General features: G+C 42.7%; 12 protein-coding genes. 9 read left to right on the top strand and 3 right to left on the bottom strand.

Annotated elements, in window-relative coordinates; genetic code table 11:
• Positions 1–195: 195 nt before the first annotated feature.
• The 3 genes from atpC to WH223_RS02700 form a co-directional block, all read right to left on the bottom strand.
• A complete protein-coding gene (gene atpC / locus WH223_RS02710; RefSeq protein WP_340045986.1) occupies positions 196–444 on the bottom strand; it encodes an ATP synthase F1 subunit epsilon in 249 nt (82 codons plus the stop codon).
• Between the two features lie 28 nt (positions 445–472).
• Positions 473–1,975: a F0F1 ATP synthase subunit beta gene (atpD, locus tag WH223_RS02705; protein WP_340045985.1), complete on the bottom strand. Its 1,503-nt coding sequence runs from the start codon at positions 1,973–1,975 to the stop codon at positions 473–475.
• Positions 1,976–2,186: 211 nt separating this feature from the next.
• Positions 2,187–2,783 carry a hypothetical protein gene (locus WH223_RS02700; RefSeq protein WP_340045984.1) on the bottom strand — a complete coding sequence of 199 codons (597 nt, stop codon included), beginning with the start codon at positions 2,781–2,783 and terminating at the stop codon, positions 2,187–2,189.
• 358 nt (positions 2,784–3,141) lie between these two features.
• Between WH223_RS02700 and rhaT the strand changes: the two genes are divergently transcribed.
• From rhaT to WH223_RS02655, 9 genes are all read left to right on the top strand, one after another.
• The gene (gene rhaT / locus WH223_RS02695) at positions 3,142–4,215 is read left to right on the top strand and encodes an L-rhamnose/proton symporter RhaT (RefSeq protein ID WP_340045983.1); all 1,074 of its coding nucleotides are present in this window, start codon (positions 3,142–3,144) and stop codon (positions 4,213–4,215) included.
• Between the two features lie 19 nt (positions 4,216–4,234).
• Positions 4,235–6,343, top strand: coding sequence for a bifunctional aldolase/short-chain dehydrogenase (locus WH223_RS02690; protein WP_340045982.1), 2,109 nt, complete (start codon positions 4,235–4,237; stop codon positions 6,341–6,343).
• A gap of 67 nt (positions 6,344–6,410) precedes the next feature.
• Complete coding sequence (locus tag WH223_RS02685; RefSeq protein ID WP_340045981.1) at positions 6,411–7,685, top strand: TIM barrel protein; 1,275 nt, start codon at positions 6,411–6,413, stop codon at positions 7,683–7,685.
• Positions 7,686–7,694: 9 nt separating this feature from the next.
• Positions 7,695–9,056: an FGGY-family carbohydrate kinase gene (locus WH223_RS02680; RefSeq protein WP_340045980.1), complete on the top strand. Its 1,362-nt coding sequence runs from the start codon at positions 7,695–7,697 to the stop codon at positions 9,054–9,056.
• Between the two features lie 111 nt (positions 9,057–9,167).
• Positions 9,168–12,647, top strand: a complete 3,480-nt coding sequence (locus WH223_RS02675) for a SusC/RagA family TonB-linked outer membrane protein (RefSeq protein ID WP_340045979.1) — start codon at positions 9,168–9,170, stop codon at positions 12,645–12,647.
• Between the two features lie 10 nt (positions 12,648–12,657).
• On the top strand, positions 12,658–14,256 hold the full coding sequence (locus tag WH223_RS02670; protein ID WP_340045978.1) for a RagB/SusD family nutrient uptake outer membrane protein: 1,599 nt from the start codon (positions 12,658–12,660) through the stop codon (positions 14,254–14,256).
• 124 nt (positions 14,257–14,380) lie between these two features.
• Entirely contained in the window at positions 14,381–15,199 is an 819-nt protein-coding gene (locus tag WH223_RS02665; protein WP_340045977.1) for a phytanoyl-CoA dioxygenase family protein, read from the top strand.
• Entirely contained in the window at positions 15,196–16,050 is an 855-nt protein-coding gene (locus WH223_RS02660) for a sugar phosphate isomerase/epimerase (protein WP_340045976.1), read from the top strand. The genes WH223_RS02665 and WH223_RS02660 overlap by 4 nt, the downstream gene beginning before the upstream one ends.
• Complete coding sequence (locus tag WH223_RS02655; protein ID WP_340045975.1) at positions 16,037–18,898, top strand: glycosyl hydrolase; 2,862 nt, start codon at positions 16,037–16,039, stop codon at positions 18,896–18,898. Before WH223_RS02660 ends, WH223_RS02655 begins: the two co-directional genes overlap by 14 nt.
• Positions 18,899–18,906: the final 8 nt, after the last annotated feature.

Raw genomic sequence — 18,906 nt, 5'->3', positions numbered from 1 at the left:
CTTCCTGAAATTGGCTTTTTCTTGTAGAAAGTTGTGAAAAAGGTCCTGATTATAAGGTGTTTTTTGACTTTAGTTTATGCTATTAAACTTTTGTTTTTTAGGCTTAGTTTTCGGTTGGTTTAGGTCGATTACAAAGCATAAAAAAAGCCCCTTAAAACATGAAGTCTTAAGGGGCTTATATTTGCGTATTATCTTTTAATCTTCTATGATTCCTTCTGCTAACACGGTAATAATATTGTCCTTAGCTTCCACGACACCGCCCTTAATGACTAGTACGATTTCGTCTTTGCCATTCTGAATAATAATTTTTCCGTCATCTAAAGTAGATACAATTGCAGCGTGATCTTTCAAAATTTGAAAAGACCCCGTAGTGCCAGGTACCGTTAAGGCTGTCACCTCGCCATCGTAAGCTAATTTATCTGGTGTAATGATCGTTAATTTCATATATACGTATAGTATTGGATGTTGAATCTTAAACTGCTTCTGCTAGAAGTTTTTTACCTTTTTCGATAGCTTCGTCGATGCTACCTACTAAGTTGAATGCTGCCTCAGGGTATTCATCCACTTCTCCGTTAAGAATCATGTTGAAACCTTTGATTGTATCTTTGATATCAACAAGTACACCTTTCAAACCTGTAAACTGCTCCGCTACGTGGAAAGGTTGCGATAAGAAACGTTGTACACGACGTGCGCGGTGAACCGTTAACTTATCTTCTTCAGATAACTCGTCCATACCTAAGATGGCGATGATATCTTGAAGCTCTTTATAACGTTGTAAAATTTCTTTTACTTGTTGTGCTGTATTGTAGTGCTCATCACCTAATACTGCTGGAGATAAGATACGTGATGTAGAATCTAATGGGTCAACCGCAGGGTAGATACCAAGCTCTGCAATTTTACGAGACAATACTGTTGTTGCATCTAAGTGGGCAAATGTTGTTGCCGGTGCAGGGTCAGTTAAGTCATCGGCAGGTACGTATACCGCTTGTACAGAAGTGATAGATCCGTTTTTCGTAGAGGTGATACGCTCTTGCATTAAACCCATCTCTGTTGCTAAAGTCGGTTGGTAACCTACTGCTGAAGGCATACGGCCTAACAACGCGGATACTTCAGAACCTGCTTGTGTGAAACGGAAGATGTTATCAATGAAGAATAATACGTCACGACCTTGACCATCGCCTTCACCATCACGGAAGTATTCCGCTACAGTAAGACCTGATAAAGCTACACGTGCACGTGCACCAGGAGGCTCGTTCATTTGTCCGAATACGAAAGTACATTTAGATTCTTTCATTAATTCGTTGTCCACTTTGTCCAAAGGCCATTCGCCTTTTTCCATGCCTTCCATAAAGTGCTCACCGTATTTGATGATACCTGACTCCAACATCTCACGAAGTAAGTCATTTCCTTCACGCGTACGCTCACCAACACCTGCGAATACAGAAAGACCACCGTGTCCTTTAGCGATATTGTTAATCAACTCTTGGATCAATACTGTTTTACCAACACCAGCACCACCGAATAAACCGATTTTACCACCTTTAGCGTAAGGCTCTAATAAGTCGATAACTTTGATACCTGTGAAAAGTACTTCAGATTCTGTTGATAACTCATCAAATCTAGGAGGAAGGTTGTGGATTGGACGTCCGTTTGTTTTGTCCAAGTTGTGGATACCATCGATGGCGTCACCAACAACATTGAATACACGACCTTTGATCTCTTCACCAATAGGCATTTTAATAGGAGCTCCAGTGTCGACAACTTTCATTCCACGAACTAAACCTTCGGTAGCATCCATGGCGATTGTACGCACACGGTCTTCACCTAAATGTTGTTGAACTTCTAAAACGATACGTTGACCATTGTCTTTTTCAATGTACAATGCATCGTAAATCTTAGGAAGATTCTCATTGTCGGCAAAGTTGACGTCAACAACTGGGCCGATAATCTGCGCTATTTTACCAATATTGGGCATATTATAGGGACTAAATAATTATTAATCAATTTAAAACAGATGCTTTTTAGCAGCTGGATTTTGGAATGCAAAAATAAGTTATATCTAGCTAAAAGCAAAACGGTTATTGATATTAATTTCATTTTTTGTTCCAAAATGGAAAATGTGCATCTTTTCCCATGTGGTATTTAAAATAAAAGCCTCTTTTTAGGGAGGCTTTGTACGTTTATGCTTATGGATTTCCTTTTAGCTGTTCATCCAAGAGTTGGCGTTTTAATTGTTGCTCACGCTCAATTGATTTCTTGCGCAAGGATTGTAGCTCTTCTTGCAATTCTTCTGCTGTTTTTTTGTGCTCATTAGTGTCTACTTTTGCTTTGCGGAAAGAAGCTAAGCTGATTAGGAAGGCTAGAGCAAAAATAATAATAGCCGACCATACAATCGTGTGGTAGGTTCCTTTTGCGAAGTCTATCCCTAAGAAAGAAATGCTATCGGTCTTTTGTTGCTCGGCAGTAAGCTCTGTGCTCAAGGTGCTCACCGAGTCACGTAGGCTCTTTAAAGTGCTTACTGAAGATGATGAATTTTCCGTTAGACTTGCAATTTGTGCTTTATACTTATTAATGGAGTCCAATACATTTGTACGGATAATATCAATATTGGCTTTTCGTACTAATTTAAAGTCTACATCTTGCGAACGTGATAGATTTGTCAAGTTTGTAAACTGATCATTAATTGATCCTTGCTGAATCGCGTAAGGAAGCATGCCTCGGTTTTGTGCGAGCGCTGTTAACGAAAGAAAAGTAAATGCTAGTAAAAAAAGTTTTTTCAACATAATAATTAAGCGTATTAAAAGGTGTACCCTTATAGAACTACAATATCGTAAAGTTATTGTTTTTTAACCACATTTTGCTGTTAATCGCTAATTTTCCCAATCATAATGAGTAAAACTCCTTTTTTCGTTTAAAGTTTTATTTTTTCAGCATTAATTTCATGCTCCTGCATATTTCTCAACTGATGCTGGCTATTTTCTATATACGAATACGTTATAGAACACATGTATTCCAAAGTATAAAAAAACCTTCCATTATTTACCTTCTATAGGCCTACTACATGACAGTGCATAACAGTTTAACTTAATATTCCTTTTATCTTGGAGCATCAATTAAAATCTACTTTTTAAACCATAATTTATGAATGCACTCGCAGGAGTTATATTCCATTTTATAGGCGGATTTGCGTCAGGAAGTTTTTATGTACCTTATAAGAAGGTGAAAGGCTGGTCTTGGGAATCCATGTGGATCTTGGGGGGCTTATTCTCCTGGATCATCGTACCTCCTTTAGCCGCTTGGCTAACCATTCCAAATTTTGATGATATTATACGTCAAGCATCAACGAGTAGTTTGGGCTATACCTTTTTGTTTGGTCTATTATGGGGTGTTGGTGGCTTAACGTATGGCTTGGGGGTGCGCTATTTGGGTGTCTCCCTTGGTAGTTCGGTGATGTTAGGGCTGAGTATGGTATTCGGCTCTTTAATGCCCGCGGTGTATTATTTCTTCAATCAAACCATCGGAAAGGATGGTATCGACTATTTCTTCACCACAAAACCGGGACTTTGCGTACTGGTCGGTTTGGCAGTCTGTGTCGTTGGCATTTATTTATGTGGACGGGCAGGCGTATTGAAGGAGCGTGGCTTATCCAATCTCTCGGAGGCGACGAAGTCGGACTATAACTTTGGTTTAGGCATAGTCGTCGCCATTATTTCGGGCGTGCTTAGTGCTTGTTTTAATTTTGGTATAGAGGCAGGAAAGCCGATGGCTGATGTGGCGAATACCTTATGGAAAGCCACGCACATAGGTCAAGGGGAGTTTTTGTACCAAAATAATGTGACCTATGTTGTTATCCTTTGGGGTGGCTTCACAACCAATGTTATTTGGTGTATCTACCTATTTATAAAGAATAGTACGTTCTCGGACTATCGCAATGCGGCTACGCCACGCCTCAAGAACACGTTGCTGTGTGCCTTGGCAGGAACAACATGGTACCTCCAATTTTTCTTCTATGGTATGGGCGAAAGCCGATTGGGAAATGGTGCCAGCTCGTGGATTCTACACATGGCGTTTATCATCCTTATTTCTAACGCATGGGGGATTTTTCTTAAGGAATGGAAAGGCGTTAGTAAGTCTACCTATCGATCAATTATAGCAGGAATAGCAATCATTATACTGTCCATCTGTATCGTTGGACTAGCAAAGACATTTGAGTAATAACATAAATTTTTGAACTGTGAAAGAATATAAACACGTTAACTACTTGTGGGACGAACAAAAGGCGAAATCGCTTGAAGGTGATGAAGTTGCTTTGTTATTGTATCGTTCAAATCTATTAGGCGCTGATTTGAGAATTACCAATTATGGAGGAGGGAATACCTCCTGTAAAGTAATTGAAAAATATCCTTTGACAGGTGAAGAGGTCGAGGTGATGTGGATTAAAGGCTCTGGAGGGGATATTGGAACCCTTAAAAAATCGGGCTTAGCAGCCTTATATCTAGAACGTTTACGGAATTTAGAACGTGTGTATCGTGGGCTGGACCACGAAGACGAGATGGTAGAGCTTTTTAATCACTGCATTTTTGATTTAAACTCCAAAGCACCTTCCATTGATACGGCATTGCATGGCTTTCTTCCTTTTAAGCATATTGACCACCTGCATCCCGATGCAGCTATCGCGATTGCGGCGACCAAGAATGGGAAAGAGATTACGCGTGAGCTATTTAACGGAACCATCGGCTGGGTAGATTGGCAAAAGCCGGGGTTTGACTTAGGTTTACAATTGCGCGCTTGTTTGGATGAAAATCCAGGTATTCGTGGTATTATGCTAGGCTCGCACGGTTTGTTCACGTGGGGCGATACCGCCTATGAAAGCTACGTCAATTCGTTGGATGTTATTGAGATATGTGCTAATTATTTAGCTGATAACTATGGTAAGAAAGGGCCTATTTTCGCTGGACAAAAAGTAGAAAGTATAGCTCCCGCTGATCGTGCAGCACAGGCGGCTAAGTTGGCACCTATTTTACGCGGGTTTTGCTCGAGCGAGCGACATATGATTGGTCACTTCACTGATGATGATAAGGTTTTGGAATTTGTGAACTCCCATGATTTAGATCGTTTAGCCCCCCTGGGAACGAGTTGTCCAGATCATTTCTTACGTACCAAGATAAGACCACTGGTGCTGACGCTAGATAAAAATGCTGATTTGAGCGATGTAGCGCTGGTGAAAAGCCTACTGGAACCTTTGTTTGAAGATTATAGAGCTATGTATACGGACTATTACGAGAGCTGTAAGCACCCTAATAGTCCTGCCATTCGCGACCGTAACCCTGTCATTATCTTATATCCTGGCGTTGGTTTGTTTGCTTTTGCGAAAGATAAACAAACGGCAAGGGTGTCGGCGGAGTTTTATACCAATGCTATTAATGTGATGAAAGGTGCAGAAGCGATTAGCGAATATATTGCGCTGCCACATCAAGAGGCTTTTAATATTGAGTACTGGCTATTGGAGGAAGCGAAGCTACAGCGGATGCCTAAACCGAAGCCTTTAACAGGGAAGATTGCCCTAGTCACGGGGAGTGCCGGAGGTATTGGAAAGGCTATAGCTAAGAAATTTGCAGAGGAAGGAGCAGTCCTATTGTTGAACGATTTGGATGCCAACCGTCTTGCAGAAGCTGAAGTTGAGTTTGTAGGCTTGTTCGGTAAAGAAGCGGTGAAGACGGCTGTTTTGGATGTGACGAATCAAGAACAAATAGAAGAGGCGCTAGATGTAGCTGCTTTGGCTTTTGGTGGTGTTGATATTGTGGTGAATAATGCCGGCTTATCCATCTCTAAAACTATTGAAAATCATACACAAAAAGATTGGAACCTGCTGTATGATGTCTTAGTAAAAGGCCAATTCCTAGTGACGCAGGCTGTTACTAACGTGTTGAAGGCGCAGGCTATTGGTGGAGATATCATCAACATTGTTAGTAAAAACGCACTTGTTAGTGGCCCTAATAATGCGGGATATGGCAGCGCTAAGGCAGCGCAGCTACACCTCAGTCGCTTAAACGCGGTAGAGCTTGGTGAAGCTAAAATACGGGTGAACGTGGTGAACCCCGATGCTGTAATCTCCAATAGCAATATTTGGGCTGGTGGATGGGCCGAAGGTCGCGCGAAGGCATATGGTGTGACAGTCGAAGAGCTTCCCGCATTCTACGCAAAGCGTACGCTCCTGAACGAAGTTATTCTACCGGAAGATATTGCGAATGCATGTTTCACCTTTGTTGGCGGAAACTTAAACAAGTCGACGGGTAATGTTTTAAATGTGGATGGCGGCGTTGCTGTTGCGTTTGTACGCTAGAATGTTAAAAAATAAGGGAACATGTTTAGCTGTTCGCTTTTATTTCAAATAATTTTTACTTTGAAAGATGAAAATTGACAACCAAATAATTATAGACCACAACCTACAATTTTCAGCTAAACATGAGCGTGCTTTTGCTTATGTGTCAGCAGATATTGAACAGGTTGAGACGATTGTAACCAAACTGCGGGCTTTTCAAATCGCTATCCCCAGTTGGGCATTAGGAACTGGAGGCACCCGCTTCGGTCGTTTTTCTGGAAAAGGGGAACCCGGAAGCTTGGAGCAAAAGATTGAAGATGTTGGCTTATTACATGCCTTGAACCGTTCCAGTGGGGCGATATCATTGCACATCCCTTGGGATGTGCCTGAAAACCCAGAAAAAATTAAAGAGCTTGCCACCTCCCATGGTTTAGTATTTGATGCGATGAATTCAAATACGTTTCAAGATCAAAAAGGCCAAACCTATAGCTACAAGTTTGGCTCCTTGCACCATGTGGATCCACGCGTGCGTAAGCAAGCGGTAGATCATAATATCGAAGTAATTAAGCATGGTATTGCCTTAGGTTCTAAAGCACTGACGGTGTGGTTGGCCGATGGGTCTTCTTTTCCAGGTCAGTTAAATTTTAGAGAAGCCTTTCAAAATACATTGGAAAGTCTACGCGAAATTTATACGCATCTGCCCGATGATTGGAAGCTTTTTGTGGAGTACAAAGCTTTTGAGCCTAATTTTTACTCGACGACGATTGCCGACTGGGGGCAGTCGCTCTTGCTTGCCAATAAACTTGGTGATAAGGCATATACCTTGGTCGATTTAGGCCATCATCATCCTAATGCGAATATTGAACAGATTGTTTCCATTCTCTTGATGGAAGAGAAGTTGGGTGGCTTCCACTTCAATGACAGTAAATATGCGGACGATGATTTGACGGCGGGTAGCATCAAACCGTATCAATTGTTTTTAATTTTTAATGAACTGGTGGACGGAATGGATGCCCGTGGGCTGGATCATGCGACAGGACTGGGGTGGATGATTGATGCTTCCCATAACCTAAAAGATCCATTGGTTGATTTGTTGCAGTCTGTAGAGGCGATTATGATTGCCTATGCGCAAGCGTTATTGGTAGACCGCTCGGCTTTGCAGCGCGCAAGACAAGAAAATAATGTGGTACAAGCGCAGGAAATTCTGCAAGATGCCTTTCGTACAGATGTACGTGCAATTGTGGCGGAAGCACGTCTTCGTGAGGGGGGAGCGCTGCAACCTGTAGCCTTGTTTGAGGCATTAGCTATTCGAGAAAAATTGATTGCGGAACGCGGTAACGAATCCGTCGCAACAGGTTTGTAGGTAGTGAACATGGAAAAAAAACGTATACCGGTCATTGCTATTTTCGATGTAGGTAAAACGAATAAGAAACTATTCTTGTTTAACGAGCGCTACCAACTTGTCTTCGAGCGCTCGGCACGGTTTTTAGAAACAACAGATGAAGATGGTGATCCTTGTGAAAACTTGGAGAGCCTTCGTTTATCGGTCTTTGATTCCTTGCATGAGGTTTTTCGTCGCGATGAGTTCGATATAAAAGCTATAAATTTCGCCTCTTATGGCGCAAGTGTTGTTTATCTAGATGAACATGGGCGTCCGTTGACGCCACTATATAATTATTTGAAGGCCTATCCTTCCGCCTTGGAAGAGCAGCTATATGCTCAATATGACGGCCCAGCAGCATTTGCCTTGACCACAGCCTCTCCACGGCTAGGGAGCCTTAACCTAGGTTTACAGCTTTATCGCTTACAGCAGGAACGACCTGACTTATTTGACAAGGTAAAATATGCCGTTCATTTGCCTCAGTACCTCAGCTTTTTAGTGTCCGGACAGTTGTATACGGATATGACAAGCTTAGGCTGTCATACGGCTTTATGGGATTTTGTCCACAAAGATTATCATCGTTGGGTAAGCGATGCAGGCATGCTGGACAAGTTGCCTCCTTTGGTTAGTGGAGAACAGGTGTTCTCCGGTGCTTTTCCGGGGGCAACCTATAAAGTCGGTGTCGGTCTGCACGATAGCTCCTCGGCCTTGATTCCGTATCTCCTAAATTTTAAAGATCCTTTTATTCTGATTTCTACAGGCACATGGTGTATCTCTCTCAATCCTTTTAATGATACTCCATTGACGGAGGAAGAGCTACGTAAGGATTGTTTGTTTTACCTCACCTATTCGGGTACACCTGTGAAAGCATCGCGATTATTTGCGGGGCAGGAGCATGAAATACAAGTGAAACGTATTGCTGACTATTTTGAGGTGACGACAGCGTTATTTCGCAATATGCGCGTAGACTGGGAGATTGTAGACCGTTTACGGCAACAGTTTCATTTTGATGGCGCCACTTTAGCCGCTTTCGGAGAGCGTAACTTAGGAGACTTTTCAGATGCAACAGCAGCATATCATGCCTTGATGATGGATCTTGTCGCTAGTCAGGTTGCAGCAACGCAGCTTGTGATGGGCAAGCAGCACGTAGGGCGTATTTTCGTCGATGGCGGCTTTAGTAAGAACGATATATACATGAATCTTCTTGCCAATAGTTTTCCGAATATCGAAGTGTATGCCGCGTCTATGGCACAGGCAACAGCTATTGGAGCTGCATTAGTCATTCATGCGCATTGGAATACGCTAGATATTCCACATGATTTAATAGAACTACGCTATTATCGTCACCCCTAAGGGAGGCAGGATAGCGCAGGTGGGCGCAGGTAGGCTCAGGACAGGTTTCGTTTTTTTTATGTGGAACTTAGATAATATAACCAACCGATTCGAATTTTAAACCAAAATAATATGAGTATCACCAGTACTAAACAATTATTTACATGGCTATTGATATGCACCTTATCCTTAGTACATGTACATGATGCATTCGCGCAGAACGAGCGGATCATCAAAGGCGTCGTTGTCGATGCCGCAACAGGACAAGCCATTGGTGGTGTTTCCATTACGGATGCATCGACCAAAAGAGCGACCTCAACAACTACGGATGGTAAATTTGAAATCTTGGCTAAAACCAATGCTTCATTAGTTTTTACTTACGTAGGGTTTGTATCACGAAGAGTTGTTATTACGGGGACTAACGACTTAAAAGTAGAGCTACAGGCCGATAATACCAACCTAGATGAAGTAGTCGTAGTGGGCTACGGTACGGCGAAGAAAAAGGATCTGATAGGTGCCGTTTCGACGATTGATAGTAAGATTTTGAGTACCCAGTCAAATTCTAGTGTCAGTAGAGCGTTGGAAGGTGCTGCTCCAGGTATTCAGGTATCGGCCGTAGATGGACAGCCTGGTATTGATATGGGGATCCGTATCCGCGGACTAGGTTCTGCTTCTCAAGGTGCTTCCGATGCCTTAGTGGTTATCGATGGTGTACCGGCACAAAATGCCAATCCATTAGCAACTGTCAGTGCCAAAGATATTGAGTCGGTAACGATTTTGAAAGATGCCGCATCGACAGCGATGTACGGTTCACGTGGTGCTAATGGTGTGGTTTTGGTGACCACCAAAAAGGGAAATAAAGGCCGCTCACGCGTAACGTTAGAGACAAAGATGGGCTTGAATCAAGTCGGCCCTTATCAGTTTGATAAAATATCGGATCCAAAAGATATATATGAATATGCTTGGCAAACGATTTATAACTCCGCACGTTATGGTGTTGCTGGTTCTGGTGTTTCCAAAAACTACACAACGAATTTGCAGAACCCAAATATGTCGCATGATGCGGCAGCGGAGTTTGCTAGCGCGCACTTATTTGATTATGTAGGCTCGACGTCGAATTTTCAAATGAACAACCTTGGCAACTGGATGCTTTATGATGTGCCTGGTGCTATTTACACCAAGACAGGTACGGGTGTTAGTTCAAGTAGCACCATGTCGGGCGCCTATTTAGTGAATCCTGACGGTAAATTGAACCCAAATGCGAAGCTTCTTTTCTCGGGTGGTTTTGATGATTATTTGTTGAAAAACCGCTTCCGTCAAGAGCATAACCTTTCTATATCTGGAGGGAATGATAAAATTGATTATTTCTTCTCAGGAGGCTATCTAGAAGATCCATCCTATATTAAAGGATCTCAATTTTCAAGATATAATGGTCGTGCTAATATTAATGCACAAGTTTTTGATTGGTTAAAAGTAGGAACCAACGTGATGTATGGCGTGCGTAATACCCAGTCGCCAGCGACACGCTTCGGTCGTAACCCAGGTAGTGCGGTGTCCAATGTATTCCGCTTTATCAATGGACAAAATCAGTTAATTCAAATGTATGCTCATGATAAAGATGGAAATGTAATTCAAGAAAATGGTAAGCCAAAAGTGCATGTGCGTGCTGGAGATACCTATTCGCCACTTGGATTGACATCAGCTGCTTTATCTAGCACCGATCCAATGTATATGTTGGATAATGATGTGGATAATAAGGAGTCTGGTGACTTGAATACACGTACCTATGCACGCATTAGGTTATACAAAGATTTAACCTTTACGTCGAATTTCTCGTATGATAAATTTAATGAGATCAGAACACGTTACTGGAATAGCCAAACAGGACAGGCAGAAAAGATAGGCGCTTTTGGGAAATCATTTATGAATGTGACCATCATGAATGCGCAACAGCTTTTAAACTACAATAAAGTCGTTGGTAAACATACTATCGAAGGACTTTTGGGCTATGAATATGACGACTTTAAAGCGGAAGGTTTAAATTACCGTTCCTCCTATGAGTTGATCCCTAACTTCCTAAGCTATGCCAATTTTGTAGGTCGTTATGATGGCGGTACATTTGCCAATCCAGGCGGTTCTATTGATGTGAGAAGAATGGAAAGTTATTTCGCTAGAGGTAACTATAATTATGATGATAAATATTTTGCGCAAGCTTCTGTTCGTCGTGATGGCTCTTCTAAGTTCAAATTGAAAGAAAATAGATGGGGTACATTCTGGTCTGTAGGTGGGGGATGGCGTATCTCGAAAGAAGATTTTATGAAGGGTACTTCCGGCTGGTTAGACGATTTAAAAGTACGCTCTAGCTATGGTATCATTGGTAATCAAAACGGAGTGTCAAACTATTCGGGTTACCAAACATGGTCATACTCGGCAAACTATGCACAAACGACCGGTGGAACAGGTATTCCTACCTCGTTCAACTTAACGCAAAACGGTTATGTAAATGATCAGCTGACTTGGGAAAATATCAACACTTTTGATGCTGGTATTGACTTTAGTTTATTTGGTCGCGTACGCGGTTCCATTGATTACTATAACCGTTTAACAACAAATGCGATTTGGAGTCAGCCGATTCCATATTCTAAAGGGCAATCATCGATTGCAACAAACTCGGCAAAATTGAGCAATGCAGGTTTTGAAATCGACTTGTCTGTAGATGTTATCAAAAATGAAAACTTCACCTGGACTTTATCTACCAATGGTACACACTATCGCACGATTCTTAAGGGCGTTCCTCCGGGTGTCGGGTCGGCAGAGCTTGACGGTAACTGGACTTCAGGCGTTGATGGATGGGCTGCCGCAGGAACAGGTGCCGTTGCAAATACGGTATTCTTAAGAGGTGTTGGCAAAGATTTTTATAACCTCTACCTATTCAAATATGCTGGCGTAGATCAATCGACAGGTTTACCGTTATTCGATCACCGCGTAACGCAAAAAGAAGCTGATGCTGGAAAATATCCAGGTTACAAAGTCGGAGAGAGTTTCTCGACAACAGATTACTCCATCGCTAGCCGCTATGAGATGGGCAGCGCTGTACCAAAGTGGATTGGTGGTTTTGGAACGACTATTCGTTACAAGAATTTTGATTTCTACGGTATGTTCGCTTACCAATTGGGCGGTAAATTCTTTAGCACCGAGTATGGAAATAACTTATACATCAGTGAAAACCCTGGAAAAGCAAACTCCAAAGAGCTAATCGGTAACACGTGGACACCAGAAAATCCAGATGCTAAATTCCCAATGGCTATGTATGGAAATACCTATGGAAACGGATCTACGTTTGGTAGCTGGTTGTATTCTGATATGGCCTTATTCAATGCATCGTACTTAAACCTTAAAAATATTACACTTGGATACACCCTTCCAGAATCGGTATTGAAAAGAACAAAGGTGAGCAAATTGCGCGTGTTCGCTTCTGGCGACAACCTGTTCTTGTTGACATCACACTCTGGTATCGACCCGAGAATGTCATTGGTAGGAGGATTTGAGGTTGGAGCTTATTCGTATCCTTCTATGCGGACGTTCACATTTGGTTTAAACCTTGATTTTTAATTTGAAAGTTATGAAAAAGATAGTTCTATTATACATCGCATGTGCCTTATTTAGTGCATGTAGTAATAAATTAGATGTTGCGCCACCCAATAGTTTAACCGACGAACAGATTCGCGAGTTGCTTGCCAAAGGCGACGCTGCAACGATAGATTTGATTCTGGGAAGTATGGCGAATAACATGCCTTTATTGGTGAACTCCGGAGGAACAGGGTCTGCTGGTTCTGATGCACGCTATAGCAGCCCGCAGGGACTAGGGGTGATGAAAAACCTCGAGGCTAATGATATCGTATTTGGTGACCGTGCCTTAACCATTTTTGGGGGTGACGAATATCGTTTTTTAGATTTTATATCTGCCGAATCGGATAAAAATGCGCCACACTGGAATTATGGTTGGAACCTCGTTACGCAGGCTAACAAAATGCTTAATTTCTTGGACGACCAAACCGTAGGTAGCAATGTGAAACTGAAAGAGTATAAAGCTAGGGGATTGACGCTACGTGCGTATGCCTATAGCTACTTAATGGAAAATTATCAAGATGCCTTCCTACAAGGAGGGAAGGATAAATTGGGCGTTCCATTATATGATTTTTATTATCCTATTCAACCTGGTAAAGCACGTGCTAGTTCTGTGGAGACCTACAATTTTATAAAGAACGATTTAACAACGGCTTTCCAGTTGTTCAGCGAGGCTGGTGTTGGGTATACTACAAATTTGGCTGATTTCGATTTGGGTGTGGTCAACTTCTTGATCGCTAAAGTAGCTCTGGCAACAGGTGACTGGGCAACGGTTATTGCGAAGAGCAATGATATCCTCGCTAAGTATCCAACATTATTGCCGGAGACCGTATATGGCGGTCGCAACACGGGTACGCCACAAATCCCAGAGATTAGACCCGAAAAGAATGGTTTCTTAGATAATAGTGCAAATCCTGAAGTTATCTTAGGCTACCCAGTAGGGCAAGCGGCCGTGGTACACAATTACTGGATGAACCCTTTTGCGGAAGGTAATGGAGGCTTGGGTGAGGGCTATGAACGTATCGATAAACGTTTGTATGATAAAATTGATACGCGTGATTTCCGTAGAAGTGCTTTCTTAGAAACAGCTTGGGGCAATTATACCTACCCGACAAACAACATTATCCGTACAATTCCGGCCTATACAAACTTGAAGTTTGCCGCTACACATGGGGTCGGAAGTAACGATAAAAAAGAAGTTAACAGCCGGGTGACAGCCTTTTACATGCGTTCTTCAGAGGTTCTTTTGATGAAGGCTGAAGCACAGGCACAAGGAACACAGCCGGCTACGGCCAAAGAAACGCTAAACGTTCTTTTGGCAGCAAGAACGAAGCAAGGACAACCTGCATTAACTTGTGATAACTATGCATCGATGGCTGGATTGACTCCATTACAAATGGTACAGCTGCAAACGCGTATTGAACTTTGGGGAGAGGGCGGTCGCGAGTTTTTCAATAACAAGCGCTGGAATATTGCTGTAGATCGTACATCATCAACAAATCATGTGGATAAAAGTACCTATCCCGTGGCGAAGATGACCTTGCAGATCCCGCTTGATGAAATCTTGTACAACGATAAAGCTGTACAAAACTAGTTTAAAAATGTTTCATATTGTTTAGTTGGCGTTTAGAATAGGTAGGTGTAGCCCGTCTACATTTACCTATTTCTTACGTTGTTTATGCGCCATAAACTAAATGATAACCATCAAAATATAACCTATGAACTACCACCTAAATCAACAACAGATAGATTTTTATCGAACAAATGGATACCTAGTTATTGAGGATTTCTTGAATAAAGAGGAGCTGGAAAACTGGCGTTCAACGGTCTTTAATGCCGTTGAAAAACGTGCTGGGCAAAAGATGCCGGGGCAAGAAACAAAAGTAGGTGAGGATGATGGGATTAATAAGGATGCCGATTATTTTGGTAATGTGTTTGATCAGCTATTAAACTTGTGGCAAACTGATGAGGGCGTTCGTGATTTAATGTTGGATAGTCGTATCGGGGAGATGATGAGTAGCTTATCGGGGGCCGATGGCATCCGTATTTGGCATGACCAAGCTTTGTTTAAAAAACCGTACGCAAACCCGACAGCGTGGCATTTGGATACGCCATTTTGGTCGTTTGCCGATCGGGAAGCCTTGTCTATCTGGGTGGCACTTGATGACGCCACTTTAGAAAATGGCTGTCTCTACTTTGTGCCAGGCTCTTATAAAGAAACGGGTTTTGAAAATCTGGGTATTGGCAAGAATATGAATGGCATTTTTACATTCTATCCTGAGCTTGCCAAGTTGGGTACTGTAGCAGCGCCGATTAAGGCTGGAAGTTGTAGCATCCATAATGGTTTGACCATACATGGAGCAGGACCGAATATGACGAACGGATATAGAAGAGCCTTTACCTGTGCCTACATGCCGGATGGTAATGTGTTCAATGGGCAACGTAATATCCTTCCGTTAGATTACTTCAATAGTCTGCAGGTCGGCGATTTGTTGAACGATGATCAGCAGAATCCATTAATCTTTAGTAAGCGTTGATTGTTCGTTTTTTATATCCCCGATGGGGGGCAGAACATATTCCTTGGGCTGACTTTTTGGATCAGGTATCTGCCGAAGGCTATAGCGGCGTAGAGTGGTTTCCCTACGGGGAAGTAGACCATGCGTTAAGTCTGGAGGCTAAAGCTTTAGCCTTAAAAGAACGTGAATTATTGTATACCATCGTGATGACGGTGGTTGGAGAATGGGATAGTTTTGAAGCTTACTGTATACTTCTTGAACGGCAATTAACAGATTTGTGCGCGCTAAAAGTCTACTATGCTCCGCGATTTATTTCGGCTCAAGTAGGGAGAGAATATTTTACAAACGAACAGATTATCCACTGCCTTGCTCTTTGTGATCGCATTGCGCAAGAACAAGGGATAGTCATCCTTCAAGAGACGCACCGTAATAAGTGGAGCTATGGTTTGCATCGCGTGAGCGCTATCTTGAAGCAGTATGAAAACATAAGTTTCACCCTTGATCTTTCTCATTGGTTTTGTGTTTCAGAAAGCTATTTGGAAGACCGTGAAGCGGAAGTATGGGCCATATTACCCAAAACAAAGCATATTCATGCGCGCGTTGGTTCCACGCAGAGTGCACAGGTGTATGATGTGCGCAGGCCTGAATTTGAGCAAGGCGTGCAAAAACATTGGGCTTTTTGGGGAAAATGGCTTACGCTGATGGAAGAAAATGGGGAAAAGGAGGTGACGATGACGACTGAATTTGGTCCGCCACCCTATGGATTAACCTTGGAAACGAAAGCCTTGGAATATACTTTTCAATGGGAACAGAATAAGTGGATGAAGAATTATTTACAACAAGAAATTAACAAATTATATGACATCACGTAGAGAATTTATAGGGCAAAGTATCTTGTTAGGCGGAAGCTTTATGTTTGCAGATAAGCTGTTTGCGAAAAATGCTGCCGCACCGCTTGGCTATTATGAAAGCTTTAAAAATCCAGCGGCTAAATACCGGCCGTTTGTACGCTGGTGGTGGAATGGTAATAAAGTGGAAGAAGGGGAGCTTATGCGCGAGCTAAAGCTTTTAAAAGATGTTGGTGTCGGCGGGGTAGAGATAAACCCGATTTCTTTCCCTTCGCGTACCGCTGATATGGGCAAGAAGTCTGTGCGTTGGTTGAGTAATGAATGGATTGACTTGGTCAAAAAGACATGCGATCGTGCACGAGATATGGACATGACAAGCGACCTTATTGTCGGTTCGGGATGGCCTTTTGGGTCGGAAGATTTGCGTGAAGACGAACGTGCACAAGTGGTGTTGGTCTATGCTGAAAAGTTGGAAGGCCCGATGAGCTATGAGAGCACACATTACAGTATCGCAGCTGCGGTAGACCCTGGCGTTACCGATAAAAATACACGTAGATCGCCCGAAATTATCTCCTTACGCTTAGCGGTCGACCCGATTACGAATTTACAGGATACAAAAGATATAAGCAGCGCCTTGCAGGGAGGTACCATCAAGGTGGATATCCCTGAAGGTAAACATGTGCTCTATGCCTTGGTGAAGTTCGACTCCTTTGCTACCGTGATTAATGGGGCACCAGGAGCTTCGGGCTCCATCCTGAATCACCTTGATAAGCAAGCTGTAGAGAATTACCTCAACCGGATGTCCGACACGATGCAAAATCGTATCGGCCCTTTGTCTAATTACATTCGCGCATTATTTACAGATAGTATGGAGCTGGAGGGCTGCAATTGGTGTGCCGATTTTCTCGATGAGTTCAAACGACGTTGCGGTTATGATTTAATGCCTTACTTACCTTTTATCTTATTCAAAGTAGGTCGATTGGGCGCTGTAGTGGATGAAAACTATGGTGCTGCCAAAGGTGTTGAGTTTGCTGAAAAGCTGAAGAGAATACGTTTTGATTATGAATATACGAAAGCGACCTTATTTAAGGAGCGCTTTACTGATACCTACCTGGCTTGGTGTAAAAAGCTAAAGGTTAAATCGAGGGCGCAAGCCTATGGTCGTGGATTCTTTCCCTTGGAAACAAGCTTGGGTTATGATATTCCCGAAGGGGAGTCGTGGACAACGAACTACCTACGTCATAAACTAGGTGAGGAGATGTCTGACGAAGATTATCGCCGTGGCCGAGGCTATACGATGATTAATAAATATGTGTCCTCAGCAGCCCATCTGACAGGAAAACGTTTGGTGAGCTGTGAGGAAATGACAAATACCTATTTGGTGTTTAACGAAACGTTGGAGTTATTGAAACTAGGGTCTGACCAGAGTATCATGTCAGGGATTACCCATTCGGTATGGCATGGCTTTAACTATTCACCTCCGCAAGCTGCTTTCCCAGGTTGGGTTCAATATGGCTCCTACTACAATGAGAAAAATAATTGGTGGCCCTATTTTAACTATCTAAATAACTATAAAGCACGCTTGTCGTCGCAATTGCAAAATGCCGATCAATACGCCGACATGGCAATTTTACCGGCTAATTATGATTTATGGGCTGAGTCGGGTGTACAAACGGATCCTTTTCCAGAGAAACTGAATGTGCCTTACACCTCTATCTTGTGGGAATCAATAAATAAATGTGGTGGTTCTTCGGACTACCTTAGTGAAAGTATCATCAAAGGAGCCACAGTAAAAGATGGAAAGCTATGCTACGGGAAGCGTAGCTATGGTGTGCTATTTCTTCCCGAAGTGAGCAGCATCAGTCTGGAAGCCTTGCAAGTGATACAGCGCTTTGTGAAGGCTGGTGGTCGTGTAATATGTATTGAGAAATATCCTGAAAAAGGACTAGGGCTGCAAGGTTTTAATGGTGAGGATGCAGCGGTTCGTCAATTGGTGGAAGAGCTGAAGAGCTATGGTAAGCGCTTTCTACTTGTCCCTAAGCCGAAAGATAACCGCTTTTTAGAGTGGTATGCACAACTGCAGCAGGAAGAGCAACTTCCACGCTATGTGGAGGTGGAAGTGCCGAACCGTTTCTTTATGCAGAATAGATACATCCGCGATGATGAAAGCGAATTCTTTTTCTTCCAAAATGCACATCGCTATGATACGCATAAGACGCGGATAACCTTTCCCAGCAATATCTTGAAAAATAGAAAAGCTTGGGTGTGGGACCTTGATACAGGATCTCGATATGCCCTTACTTTAGATGCACAAGGCGGTCGTTCTTTTGATTTTGGCCCTACAGAATCTTTGTTAGTTGTGTTCGATCGCGACAAAACGAAAGCTACAAACTGGGTGCCTTTGCCTGCTGAGGGTCAGAATACAACGGCTTTAGATGCTGATTGGGAGGTGGAACTGCGTCATAGCTTAATCGACAAAGTAGAACGCATAAAAATGGATAAGCTGATCGACTTGAAAGATAGCGAAACCTTATCCACGTTCTGTGGAACGGCCATCTACCGTAAGAAAATTAACCTGAGCCAAACGTCAAATAACATCCTAAATCTAGGTCGTGTATTCGGAATCTGTGATGTTTACCTCAATGGAAAGCAACTGGGGGTGAAATGGTATGGGCGACGACTTTACGACTTATCACAAGGGGCACGTTCCGGAGAAAATGAGCTGGAAATCCGTGTGGTAACGACAATGGGCAATTACCTAAAAACATTGACAGACAATGAAGCTGTGCAACATTGGGTTAACCGAAAAGGAAGAGAGCAAGAAATACAGTCGATGGGGCTAGTTGGTCCTGTTCAGCGTTATGAAATTTAATATAAACC

The sequence above is a fragment of the Sphingobacterium sp. MYb382 genome (genome assembly GCF_037572665.1).
In the GTDB taxonomy this organism is placed as follows: domain Bacteria; phylum Bacteroidota; class Bacteroidia; order Sphingobacteriales; family Sphingobacteriaceae; genus Sphingobacterium.
The sequence above is the reverse complement of the archived record's forward strand: the minus strand, read 5'-3'. Positions and strand labels throughout refer to the sequence as shown.